The organism is Seohaeicola sp., from assembly GCF_048006315.1.
GTDB lineage: Bacteria > Pseudomonadota > Alphaproteobacteria > Rhodobacterales > Rhodobacteraceae > Seohaeicola.
Genome location: NZ_CP180350.1, coordinates 3,102,605 through 3,116,552, shown reverse-complemented (window position 1 = coordinate 3,116,552; position 13,948 = coordinate 3,102,605). Strand labels below are relative to the sequence as shown.

Genomic DNA, 13,948 nt, shown 5'->3' with positions numbered 1-13,948 from the left:
TAGCCGCGAAAGTCACCTGCCACCTGCGCGCGTTCAGCAAGCGGTTACCCCCGAGCAGGCCCTTCCCAATCAGCTTCGAACAGGCGGCCTACATCCCGGAAATATTCGGCGGATGTAGCCCCACTGGCAAATGCTCGATCGCCCTCTTCTGCCGTGCACTTGCTCGAAAGGCCTACCCTTAGAAAAAACCGCGCGCGATCTATTAGCCCCCGGTTAGCCCCCGGTTAGCCCCGGTTAGCCCCCGGTTAGCCCCCGGTTAGCCCCCGGTTAGCCCCCGGTTAGCCCCCGGTTAGCCCCCGGTTAGCCCCCGGTTAGCCCCCGGTTAGCCCCCGGTTGGGGCGAGCCTCACTATACACCTGCTTTCAGATACGTCAACGAGTAAAATGAACGTTAGTTGATTACATCGGTAGCCCACCTTGATGAGCTTGAACAAGGCGCTGGTCCCGCTCTTCTGGCACCTCTTTCTAGGGTTGGCACAACTTGGTCAAACCTGGATGAACCGGTTGGGGAACTTGCTTGAACCAGATTGAGACCTACGGAACTTAGGCTTTAGTCAAATCAGGATTTTGGCTTCGTTTGACGGGTTAGGTTTTAGACCCCCTTTAGTCGATTTCGGATGAAATCGTCGGTTTGGGTTTTAGGGTGAACTTCTGGGCAAGTTACCTTTCAGGTTGGTTGGAGTTGATTGAATGCCTGAAAAATATGGCTCTGTGACAACTGAATATTGTGCCTTCGTATGGCCGAGAACCCGATAGGATACAGGGTGGTTTTAGGTTCAGGTTAGGTTTCAGTTAGCCTTTAGGTCATGGAGGATTCCCTTCCCAGGTTCACGGTCCTTGTCGGATCGGCTGAGGATCTGAACGCTTACAGAAACGAATTCTACCCTGAGCTGGCAGATGCAGATCCGATCGAGATGGCCCAGACGGACTTGGCCAACGGGATCATATATCTGGCAAATACAGCGCCGGAAACCATGATGCACGAGTTGCTTCATGCGACGACGGCCAAGGTCATTTTCGATTTCTATGAGAATCCTGACCAGCTGTCGAAGGAACAGAAAGACGCCATCAAGAACCTTGAGAACCTGATGGGCCAGTTCATGGGACTGGACTTCAGTGCCGAGAATGCAAACACCCGAGAGGTGGCACGCACGGTGCGGAAGGAGATCAGCAACTACCTCCAGAACTTCCCGGAGAATGTCGGAAAGGCCGCAGCACTTCAGGAGTTCATGGCATGGTCCCTGACCAACCAGAACCTGGCAGACAGCCTGAGAACGACCAAGGTGCGGACACCACTGATGAAGATCGCTCACAATGTCCTGATGGGCCTGAAGCGTCTTCTAGGTCTGCCGCATGGCCAAAGCCTCGACATTTTCTCCAATGTCCTGTGGAACACGGGAGCTTTGATCCAGATGTCGGGCAGGAACCGCCAGACAGCGGCTCAGAGGGCTGCCACGGCCCCGACCGGTCTGCTCCTGGATCAAGTGTCACCGAACACGGATCGGGCCTTGAAACAGGCACAGATCAACTTTGAACGGAAGATCGCTCAGCATGTCCGGGCTTTGAAACCCATACCCGCTGAGCTGGAGCCGAAAGAAATCCGAGACGCGGCCAACCAGACCTTCAACCTTGTGACGTCTTCTGGCTTCACGCTGGATCCGCAGCAGGCGTCAGCTTTCAGTCTTGTGCCGCAACTTCACGCCGATTCCGCCTTCAAACAAGAACGCTATGCCATTGCGCTCATATGTCAGGCGCAGGGCATTCATACCAACTCTCGATATCTCTGGGCCTGTGTCTCTCTCAGCACGCGTCAAGGTTGACGCAGAAATACCGACGATGTCACAAGCTTCCTCAACAGACCACCCAAGGAGAAATCGCGCGCACCGAAGTTGCACGGGGCGCGGAATGTCGGATTGACTGTTTTTCGTCATTTTTGTATTTAACTTCTTATCTGATGTGAAATCGTCATATCATGTTTACGATAAATGCTGACAAACCTCCAACAAAGGTATCAATCAAAATGACTTTAAACAGTCACGGCGAGCAAAAACCCCCTGAAAGCCGTGCTATCGAAAGAGAAAATTCTGGGGCGGATATCGCCGCAAAGATGGAGATGGAGGAAAACGCTCTTTTGATGAAAGGATTACTCGACGCTTTAGTTGAATTGTACCCTGATTGCCCCTCGACTGCTGACCACAAGTTTTTTGCTGTCCTGATACAGACCCAGCGGGTGGCAGAACAACTAACAACCCAAGTTTACCAGATGAACGGATTCAACCCAGGATCAGCTTCTGATAACAAGCCTATGAAAAAGCCATAGGCTCACCGCGATATCAATCCTACAGCTACATCTCTGTCTGTCCAGAAGCAACAGCGTTGGTATTTCACCACAGTCCGATATGATTTTTTCTTTGCATGTATCAGTACGCAATGATCTGACTGCGAATTCCTTGGGTTGAACAGAGCCCATCACGTCAGATCAATGATCTTCGCCAATGCGTAAGCGCGACTTCCACCAGCAAAAGACCGTTCAGAGCAGGCTCCTCATCGCTCAACCAAGGCTGTGGGACTAAATGTGGGACTAGTCAGATGTGAGAAATTTTTATAAAATAAGTTCAGTTACTTATAGAAGTAAATGGCGATCCCAGAAGGACTCGAACCCTCAACCTGCTGATTAGAAGTCAGCTGCTCTATCCAGTTGAGCTATGGGATCGCATAGGCCCTATTTGCCGCCGCACGGCACCAAAGGCAAGCTGTCAATGCGGGTGGGCTGCGTTCTTGCACATATCGCGCCAGGGCTTTGCGGATGGACCCGGACCTCGTGGCACGGTGCCCCTGCCCTGTTCATCGCCCGTGCCAACACTTCCCCGTGGGTCGCGCAAGGGGGTGGGACGAAAGTCCCAAACTGAAAGGGACATAGCGCGAATGCGCAGGCGCTCGGTCTGAGGCATCCATGGTGGCATGCAACTCATGCGGCGGGCGACCCGTCGTGCCGACGGAGGTCCCGATGAACAAATATGCAGCCAATTCGTTTCGCGGTTCGCGCCACGCTCAGGTCACGGCCCGCGCCGCTGTTGCGGGAACATGGAACGCGGCCCTGCTGCCGCTGGCACGGGAATTCACCGATCTGATCGATGGGATCGTTAAAATCCAGATCCTGCCAGCCTTCTTCTCGAAAGCCAGCCTGGTCATTTCGATTGTCGCCTTCGCCTTTGTTTTCAACGTGGTGACGGACACCGCCGACCAGCTTGGGGAACGTATCATGGCGCTGGTCCCCGCGCCTGTCGTGGCACACTGACCGCCCACCCCCAAACGAAAGACCAACCAGCGCCATTCATGAAACAAGGCGCACTGCCCCCGCAGGAAAAGCCGGCCCGACAAGGGTCGGCTTTTTTGTTTGCCGTGCACTATCGGCCCGAAACGCTGGCCCGTCCCGACCGGGACCTTGGTCTGACCTCCCTATCGGCATTTGGTGCACAAAGTGGTCCGACAGAGAGTGCATCCCGTGCAGCGCGTTCTGCGTCACTTTCAGGGCAATGAAATCGGCATTTTCGCCAGTCCTTCACGGACGCCCACGTATTCAACCAGGAGAACGACAATGGTTTTCGTCAACACCAATGACCTCAAGCACATTCTTGACCAGATTCTGATCGCCGAACAGCATGCAGCTGGCACTCCCCTTACCGATTTGATCGCGAATCCTTCTCTGTCGCTGGGCCTGCGTCTTGTGGACGGGACCCTGAACAACCTGACGGAAGGCCGTGAGACCTGGGGCTCTGCCGATCAGGTCATGCCGCGCCTGCTGGACTCGACCTTCCTGACCCAGCCTGCCGAGGCGCATCTGGCGGATGCCAGCCCGCGCGCGCCGCAGGCGGGGCAGACCTCCTATCTGCAGACCAGCGGCTCGGTCTATGACGCCGACCCGCGGATCATCTCGAACCTGGTTGCCGACCAGACACTGGCGAACCCGGCCGCCATCGCCGCGATGCTGTCGCATAACGGCATGACCGGTCAGGCGATGCTGAGCGTCGCGAACGAAATCTCCACCGCCTACCGCGCCCTGCGTGACGCGCAGGCCGCAACCACCAACGTTGACGCCGCCATTGCGCTGCAGCGCGCGGCGCTTGAAGCGGCTGTGACTTCGGCCCAGCAGGCCCATGACGCGGCGGTTGCCGATGTCGCTTCGCTGACCACGGTCAGTGCAACCGCTGATCAGGCCGTGACCGACGCGCAGACGGCTCTGGCAGACGCCAGCGCCGCACTTCTGGCGTTGCAGAACGCAGGTGACCTGGGCGCGGCCCAGGATGCCATGGACCTGGCCCAGGCGGCACTTGTGACGGCCCAGGAAGGGCTGACAACAGCGCAGACAAACCTGACTGCCGCCGAAGGTGTGGCCGCAGCGGCACTGACCGCGCGTGACGCGGCGCAAGCGGAAGTGACCCGCCTGGAAGGCGAAAGCGTGACCGCTGCGAATGCGCTGAGCAGCGCACAGACGACCTTGAGCGACGCGCAGGCTACCCTGGCCGGCATGACCGCTCCGACGGGTCTGGCGGATGCACAGGCGGCAGTTACCGCAGCCGAGGCACTTGTGACCTCGGCACAGGCTGCTGTCGATGATGTGGCAGCACGTCTTGAGACCGCGCAGACCCAACTGGCCGATCTGAACACGCAGCTGTCGACAGCCGAAGCCTCGGTTGTCTCCGCACAATCGTCGCTGACGACCGCGCAGCAGGCTGCAGTCGCTACGCAGGCGGCGCTGGACGCAGCACAGGCGACCTATGATACCGAAGTGGTCGAATCGGCATCGGCGCAGACTGCCTTCATGGCGGCTTTTGCCCTCTATGTGGCAAACCCCGCGACCACCTTCGCGCAGATGAGCGCCGCGGCGGCGCTTTGGTCTGCCGCACGTGCCGAACTGGATGCGGCGGATGCAGCCCTGACACGGGCGACCACCGCGGATACCGCAGCCGATATCGCAGCTGCCAGCGCACAGACCATCCTGACCACGGCCCAGGGCCTTGTGACCAGCCTGACCACGCAGCGTGACACGGTGTCCGGCACGGTCACCAGCTTGACCGCAGAGCAGACGACCGCGGCAGAAAACCTCGCGACGGCCCAGGCTGATCTGGCCACCGCGCGTACCACGCTGGCGGACGCCGAGCTGGACAGCGCGGCCTATCTTGCAGCACAGACCGCTGTCGAGACGGCACAAGCGGCCGTTGATCTGGCACAGACCGCAGCCGATGCGGCCGCCGGCGCAGTGACGGCGGCACAAACGGAACTGTCCGGGCTGGAAACCGCGCTGACCGCGGCAGATGCCGAAGTGACGCGCCTGTCCGGCATTGTTGGCACCGCAGAGGCGGATGTGACCACGGCCACGGGCGACGTGACCACGGCACAGGCCGAACTGACCGCAGCCCAGGCCGCCAGCACAGACATGATCACCGCCATGAGCGCCGTGGCAAACGCCACGCTGGCGGTTCAGGGCGCGATCACTGCGGCCGAACTGGCATCGGGCAACCTGACAGCCGCCATGGCCACCGAAGCACAGGCGCAGACCGCGCTGGCAACGGCCACCGCAGACCTCGCGGCGGCAGACAGCCCGGACGCGGCAGCCGCTGCGACTGCAGCCGCTGAAGCCGCTGTCGAGACTGCGCAGACCGCGCTGGATACGCTGCTGACCACACACGCCATCGAGATGGACGGCAACAACCTGCGCCTGCCCGACGTCTCGCCGGACGAAGGTCTGTCGGCGCCCTACAACTCGTGGATGACGCTGTTCGGCCAGTTCTTCGACCATGGTCTCGACTTGGTCGGCAAGGGCGGCAGCGGCACCGTCTATATCCCGCTGCAGCCGGATGATCCGCTTTACGTCGAAGGTTCGCCCACCAACTTCATGGTGCTGACCCGCGCCACGAACCAGCCCGGTCCCGACGGGATCCTGGGTACCGCAGATGACGTGCGCGAGCACTTCAACAAGACTACGCCATGGGTCGACCAGAACCAGACCTACACCTCGCACCCCTCGCACCAGGTCTTCCTGCGCGAATATGCGCTGGATGCAAACGGCGTGCCGATGGCCACAGGTCATCTTCTGGACGGCGCAGGCGGCGGCATGTCCACCTGGGGCGACGTCAAGGCGCAGGCCCGTGACATCCTGGGCATCAACCTGTCCGACGCCGATGTTCTGGATGGTCCGCTGCTGGCCACCGACCCCTATGGCAACTTCATCCCCGGCCCGAACGGTCTGCCGCAGCTTGTCGTGGCAAACCCCGACTTCGGTGTCGTGGACGGCGCGCCCGAGCATATCCTGATCGAGGGTGACCTGGCCAATCCGGTCGATACCACACAGGCGCTGCGCAACGGTCACGCCTTCCTCGAGGATATCGCCCATAACGCGGCCCCCGGCACCTATGTCGTGGATCGCTTCACCGGCGAGACCGCCATCAAGACGCCGGATGCGGATACCGAAACCGGCAACGCGATCATCCCGAACCAGTTCGGCCAGAACGAAACCTATGACAACGAACTGCTGGATCGCCACTACATCGCGGGTGACGGCCGCGGCAACGAGAACTTCGGCCTGACCGCCGTCCACCATATTTTCCACTCCGAGCATAACCGTCAGATCGACGAGATGAAGCAGACCATTCTTGCCAGTGGCGAGTTGACCTTCATCAACGAATGGCTGGTGGCGCCGATCACTGAGGAGGATATTGCAACCGCAACGCCCGCAGCCCTGACCTGGGATGGCGAGCGCCTGTTCCAGGCCGCCAAGTTCGCGACCGAAATGCAGTATCAGCACCTGGCCTTCGAAGAATTCGGCCGCCGCGTTCAGCCGCAGATCGGTGTGTTCATGGTGAACAGCTCGCTGGAAATCGACGCCTCGATCTTTGCCGAGTTCGCGCATGTGGTCTATCGCTTCGGCCACTCGATGCTGACCGAGAACGTCCAGACCATGGACGCGAACGGCGTCAACACCTCGACCGACCTGATCACCGCCTTCCTCAACCCGGTGGCCTTCGATCAGGATGGGGTCCTGACCTCGGATGAGGCTGCAGGTGCGGTGGCACGCGGCATGTCGCGTGAAATCGGCGCCAATATCGACGAGTTCATCACCAGCGCGCTGCGTGACAACCTTGTCGGTCTGCCGCTTGACCTTGCTGCGCTGAACATCGCGCGCAGCCGTGACACCGGCGTGCCCTCGCTGAATGAAGCACGCGAGCAGTTCTTTGCCGCAACCGGCAGCGAATTCCTGCGCCCCTACGAAAGCTGGTCCGACTATGCCGCCAATCTGAAGAACCCGGCCTCGGTCGTGAACTTCATTGCCGCTTACGGCACGCATGAGACAATCGTCTCCGCCGTGACCGTGGACGACAAGCGCGCAGCGGCAACGGCCCTTGTGCTGGGTGGCGAAGGCGCGCCTGCGGACCGTCTGGACTATGTCAACGGAACCGGCGTCTGGGCCGCCAGCGAAACCGGCATCAACGATGTCGAGTTCTGGATCGGTGGCCTGGCGGAAGCCATCATGCCCTTCGGCGGCATGCTGGGGTCGAGCTTCGGCTTCGTGTTCCAGCACCAGATGGAGAACCTGCAGAACGGTGACCGCTTCTACTACCTGAGCCGCACCAACGGCATGAACATGATCGGCGAGCTTGAAAACAACTCCTTCGCCTCGATGATCGTGCGCAACACCGACATCGGTGAAGGCGGCGCGCATATTCCGGCCGACATCTTCGCCGCGATGGAATATATCCTCGAGGTGGACCAGTCCGTGCAGGCGATCCCGGATCCGGTCTCGACCGACGTCGATCCTTTCCTTGCCAGCATGGGCACAAGCCTTGTCGAACGTGCAACGGCGACTGTCGATGCCCCGCTCGTGGAGGGTGTGCTTGAATACGACAACCTGCTGCAGTTCAACGGCGGCGAGCATGTGGTGCTGGGCGGCACGGCGCAGCGCGACATCCTTGTCGGCGGCCTGGGCGACGATGCGCTCTGGGGTGGTGACGGCAACGACCTGCTGATCGGCGGTTCGGGCGTCAACACCTTCCGCGGTGGCGAAGGCGACGACATCATCAGGGACGGTGACGACATCAGCTTCCTGCATGGCGAAAACGGCAACGACGTGATTTCGGCCGGCGGTGGTGCTGCGGAACTGATCTTTGGCGGTCAGGGCAACGATGTCATCATGATGGGAGCCGACGACGGCAAGCATGCCTTCGCAGGCATGGGCAACGACTTCGTTCTTGGCGGGTCCGGCACCGATGTGGTCGATGGCGGTGAAGGCGACGACTGGATCGAAGGCGGCGACGGCTTTGACTTCCTGTTTGGCGACAACAACGACAACTTCGGCGCATCGCGTGTCATCGGTCACGACGTCCTCTGGGGCGGGCCGAACGACAACGACCTTCACGGGGAAAGCGGCGACGATATCCTGGTGCAGGGTGAAGGTACGCATGTGAACCTTGCCGAGCTTGGCTTTGACTGGATCGTTCACAAGGACGCCAATTCCGGGGCCGAAGTCGACCTGACCCGGCGCATCGTGCCTGAACAGGCCGAGTTCTTCAAAGACCGCTACATCGACGCCGAAGCCGTCTCGGGCACGCAGCATGACGACCTGATCTGGGGCGACAACCGCATCGGTGGCGAAGCGCCTGCTGCTGCCACCCCTCTCGACAACGAGGTGACGTTCTTTGCAAACGAACTGACCCAGGAAGGCGTGGACCGCATCGATGGCCTGCGTGAGCTTCTGGGCAACCTGATGGGGACCGACCCGGCGGAACTGTTCACGGGTGGCAACATCCTGCTTGGCGGTGCCGGCAGCGATGTCATCCAGGGACGCGGCGGCGACGATGTCATCGACGGCGACCTGATGCTGAATGTCCGCATCTCGATCCGCGATGCGAACGACCCAAGCGTTGAAATCCAGAGCATCGACAGCCTTCGGGAAATCCTGCCGCAGCTTCTGGATGGTTCGATCTCTCCGACACAGCTGCAGATCACGCGTGAAATCCTTGACGCGGGTCAGGAAGCTGACGTGGACGTGGCCGTCTACTACGACGTGCGCGACAACTACAGCATCCGCAGCAATCCCGATGGCAGCGTCTCGGTCACCCATATCAACGTCACGGCTGGGCCGAACCCGATCGATCCGATCAACGGTCGCCCCAACCCGATCGATGGGGATGGCCATGACCGCCTGACCAATATCGAAATCCTGCGCTTTGCAGACCAGGAGGTCGATCTGCGGGTGACCCCGCCCAGCAATGGCATCATCAACGGGACCCCTGCCGCAGACAACATCACCGGTTCCCCCGGCACGGATGTGATCTTTGCCGCCGGTGGCGCCGACGAGATCAACGGTCTGGGTGGCAATGATGTGATCTTCGGCGAAGGCGGCAACGACAACATCATCTGGGACGCACCGAACGGCGGATATGATATCGTCGATGGCGGTGGCAATGGTGATGGCGCTGGTGACATCGACATGGTGACCATCAACGCAGACGGCACCGAGACCGCAATCACCATGTATACGGTGGCGGCCTGGGTCGATGCCGGTGGCGCAGCACCTCTGGACCCGAACTCCGAGATCATCATCACCCGGACGGTGGACGGTATCGAAACCGCCATCATGGAAATCCGCGGGATCGAAGAGGTCACGATCAACGGGGTTCAGGGAACCGAGACGATCAACGCGGTCGGCGACTTCACCCAGACTTCGCTGGCGCCCGACACGATCTTCGTGAACGGCACGGCGGGCGACGAGATCATCGACTTCGCAGGCTTCCTGTCGAACCAGCGTCTTGTGGTCGATGCCGGTGCAGGTAACGATATCATCACCGGCGGTGCGGGCAACGACCTCCTGATGGGTGGCGCAGGTCGCGACGACATCACCTGGAGCGTCGGTGGCGGATCGGATGTGGTCGACGGTGGCGCGGATCGCGACACCTTCACCGCGAACGGCGATGCCTCGGACGAGACCTTCCGCGTCTATGCGGCGGGTTCCTGGACAGGCGCACCGCTTGAGGCGGGCACCGACATCGTCATCACCCGCATGGTTGCAGGTGGCGAAGAAGCGGTGATCGCACAACTGGCCAATATCGAGGAGATCCAGATCAACACAGGCGGCGGCGTCAACAACGTCGAGGTCTTCGGTGACTTCAACCCGACCTCGCTGGCCTTCAACACGATCACGGTCAACGGCACCGATGGCGATGACAACATCGACATCAGCGCATTGACCTCGGCGCACCGGATCCTGTTCCGCAGCGTTGGCGGCAACGACACCATCGCCGGTACGATCCGCGAACAGGACGTCATCGTCCTGCCCGAGGGCACCGTTCTGGCCAATGTGGTCCGCACCGAGGCCAACGGCGTCGTCACCCTGTCGGATGGGCAGCGCAGCGTCAGCTTCGTCCCCGCCGAGCCCGGCGTCGAGCCTGGCATCGTCGTGGCCGGCACGGCTGCGGAAACCATCCTGGTCAATGTCGGCACAGTGAACGAGGCCGGCGTCTACCAGATGCCGCGGGGTCAGATCGCGCTGACGCAGACCGATGTGGATGCGCTCAAGTACATGATCACGGGTCAGGGCACGCCGCCCGCACTTCCGGCGGAAGAGGGCGATGTGGCGGCTGAACCTGCCGACTTCATCATCGGCAGCCGCGACCTGCTGGGCATGGAAAACAACCTGGTCAACCCTGGCTTTGGCGCCGCGGATCAACCCTATATCCGCATCACCGAAGCGCGTTACGGCGCGTTTGACGAGGCGACGGGCAACCGCGAGATCAACCCGATCTTCGAAGGCCTGGACCCGCGTCAGATCTCGAACACGCTGGGTGCACAGGACGCGGATGCGGCCAAGGCAGCCTCGGCAAACATGTTCATGATGGCCTTCGGTCAGTACTTCGATCACGGGCTGACCTTCATCCCGAAGGGTGGCAACGGATCGATCCAGATCGGTGGCCCCGGCATGACCATGGCGCCCGGCTCGGACAACCCGGCCGACCTGACCCGCGCCACCGTGGTGGGCTATGACGAGAATGGTGTGCCTCTGCACGAGAACATCACCTCGCCCTTCGTGGACCAGAACCAGGTCTATGGCTCGTCCTCCCTTGTGGGTCAGCTGCTGCGCGAAAGCGATGGCAACGGTGGTATCGGGGCGCATGTCCTGATGGGTGGCGAGGATCCCTCGGCAGAAGGCTTCCGCCTGATGTCCACGCTGCGCGAGCTGCTGGATCACCACATCCAGAACGAGACCGTGTTCACGGGCACCGATCGTGGCGACGTGACCCTGCTGGAGTACTACCCCGATCTGCTGGATGCTGACGGCAACTACGACGCCGCCACCGTCTCGGGCCTGGTCGACAACTTCATGGGGGAAACCTGGCCGCTTCTGATCGACAAGAACCCGTTCATGAACCTGCTCGACCACTTCGTGGGCGGCGATGGGCGCGCGAACGAGAACGTCGGACTGACCGCGATGCACACCGTCTGGGCGCGCAACCACAACTACCATGTGGAACTGCTCCAGGCCTCGGGCTTCGAGGGCACCCCGGAGGAACTGTTCCAGGCCGCGAAAGCCCTGAACGAGGCGGAATATCAGCAGGTCGTGTTCAACGACTTCGCCGATACGCTGCTGGGCGGGCTGCAGGGCTCGGGACGTCACGGTCATGACAAGTATGATCCGTCGACAGATGCACGCATCAGCCACGAGTTCGCCGCGGCGGCCTACCGCTTTGGCCACTCGCAGATCGGTCAGACCCTGACCCTTCTGGATGCCGATGGCCAGCCGGTGGATGTGCCGCTGTTCGATGCCTTCCTGAACCCGACCAACGATCCCGATGCCTTCGCCGTGGACATGAACCGCGACGGTACCGTCGACATCATGGGCGCCGAAGCCGTGGGTGCACTGGCAGGCATGGGATACATCCCGCAGCCGGGCTATGCACAGTATGGTGTAAGTGCGATCCTGGGCGGCTTGGTGCAGCAGCCTTCCGAACAGATCGACTTCCAGGTGGTGGATGCGGTGCGCAACGATCTGGTCCGCATCAGTGCCGACCTCTTCGCGTTCAACGTCGCTCGTGGCTGGGATGTGGGTCTTGGAACGCTGAACCAGGTGAAGATGGGACTGGCGGCTTCGACCAACCCCTATATCCAGGAGGCCATCGAACTGTCGGATCTGAACATGGAGCCCTATGCTTCGTGGGAGGACTTCCAGAGCCGCAACAACCTGTCGGATGCCATGATCGCGCAGTTCCAGCAGGCCTATCCGGACCTGGTGCTTGAAGGCGACGCGATTGCCGCCTTCCAGCAGGCCAACCCGGATATCACGCTGGTGCCTGGTGAGAACGGGGCAATGGTTGTCCAGGGCATCGACCGTGTCGATCTCTGGGTGGGTGGTCTGGCCGAAAGCCACATCCAGGGCGGTGTCGTGGGTCATACCTTCTGGGTGATCATCCACGAGCAGCTGGACCGTCTGCAGGAAGGCGACCGGTTCTACTATACCGATCGCATCGGCGACCTGCCGGTCTACAACAACTTCATCGGCAACGTGACCCTTGGGGACATCGTGGCGCGCAACACCGGGATGACCGATCTGCCGCTCGATATCTTCAGCTACACCTCGGGCACCGTTGACGACGATGTTGCACCGCAGCAGCCCCTGGTTGACGACGTGCCGTTGACCGAGGAAACCGTGACCGAAACACCCGTGGTCACCGAGACACCGGTTGTCGAAGAGGCCCCTGTTGCCGAAGAGGCGCCTGTCGTCGAAGAGGCACCGGTTGTCGAAGAGGCACCGGTTGTCGAAGAGGCACCGGTCACCGAAGAGGCACCGGTTGTCGCAGAGGCCCCTGTTGCCGACGAGGACATGGTCCTGTCGGGTACCGACATGGCCGACACCCTGACCGGCAAATCCGGCAATGATGTCCTGAACGGCATGGCCGGGGCTGACATGCTGCTCGGTGCCGATGGGGACGACATGGTCTTCGGCGGCGAAGGCAACGATGTCCTGCTGGCTGGTGCCGGTGACGACATCGCCTATGGCGACGAAGGCGACGACCGCATCATGGGTGGCGCAGGCCGTGACATGCTGTTCGGTGGCGAGGGTAACGACGACATCCTGGCCGGTGACGGTGCCGACATGGTCTATGGTGAAGCCGGGGCGGATCGTATCTTCGGCAATGCCGGCGACGACATGCTGAATGGCGGTGCCGGGGACGACGAGGTGCATGGTGGCGAAGGTCACGACCGCTTCGTGGCAACCGTGGCCGATGGCAACGATGTCTACTTCGGTGACGAAGGCTCCGACACGCTGGACATGTCCGCGATCCTCGCGGATGCCAATGTCCGCCTGGGCAGCGCCGGAAATGATCGCGGTGCGGTCATGGTCGGTGACAGCATCGACACGCTCTGGAGCATCGAGAACGTGATCGGTGGTGCCGGCAACGACACGATCATCGCAAGCGATGCGGTCAACGTGATGGACGGTGGTGAAGGCAACGACACCTTCGTGTTCGAAAGCGCTGCCGCAGCCGATGGCGACATCATCCGGGGCTTCAGTGCTGGCGATGTCCTGTGCTTCAGCGATCTGGACGCCGATGCCGGGATCGAGGGCAACCAGTCCTTCACCCTTGCTGGTCGCGACATGGCCATCGGGGCGGGTCAGCTGACCTTCAGCCATGACACGACCGATGGCGAGGATGTGACGATCGTGACCGGTGACACGGGGACCGACACGTTCTCGGTCAAGATCAGCGGTCATCACGACCTGCAGGAAGAAAACTTCCTGTTCTGATCCGGCAAGTTCGCACCATGAAAAGAACGGCCGCCCCTCGGGGCGGCCGTTTGCATTTGCCCGCACCCTGCCGGCCGCGATCGCGCCACTCATCGATGCGCACGCGGTCTTGCCATCGGCGCGGGCAGATCCGGGGACAAAAGCCACGACC

At 61.1% G+C, this 13,948-nt stretch carries 4 protein-coding genes and 1 tRNA gene; 4 read left to right on the top strand and 1 reads right to left on the bottom strand.

Annotated features, from left to right (window positions below):
- Window positions 1-913 precede the first annotated feature (913 nt).
- Both ACMUJL_RS15545 and ACMUJL_RS15540 read left to right on the top strand, forming a co-directional pair.
- On the top strand, window positions 914-1,819 hold the full coding sequence (locus ACMUJL_RS15545) for a hypothetical protein (protein WP_416914337.1): 906 nt from the start codon (window positions 914-916) through the stop codon (window positions 1,817-1,819).
- 152 nt (window positions 1,820-1,971) lie between these two features.
- On the top strand, window positions 1,972-2,319 hold the full coding sequence (locus tag ACMUJL_RS15540; RefSeq protein ID WP_375573001.1) for a hypothetical protein: 348 nt from the start codon (window positions 1,972-1,974) through the stop codon (window positions 2,317-2,319).
- Between the two features lie 316 nt (window positions 2,320-2,635).
- On the opposite strand, the gene ACMUJL_RS15535 is transcribed toward ACMUJL_RS15540, so the two are convergent.
- Window positions 2,636-2,712: transfer RNA gene (locus tag ACMUJL_RS15535), tRNA-Arg, on the bottom strand.
- Between the two features lie 294 nt (window positions 2,713-3,006).
- On the opposite strand from ACMUJL_RS15535, the gene ACMUJL_RS15530 reads away from it, so the two are divergent.
- Window positions 3,007-3,297, top strand: coding sequence for a hypothetical protein (locus ACMUJL_RS15530; protein ID WP_375573003.1), 291 nt, complete (start codon window positions 3,007-3,009; stop codon window positions 3,295-3,297).
- 300 nt (window positions 3,298-3,597) lie between these two features.
- On the top strand, window positions 3,598-13,797 hold the full coding sequence (locus ACMUJL_RS15525; protein ID WP_375573005.1) for a peroxidase family protein: 10,200 nt from the start codon (window positions 3,598-3,600) through the stop codon (window positions 13,795-13,797).
- Window positions 13,798-13,948 lie beyond the last annotated feature (151 nt).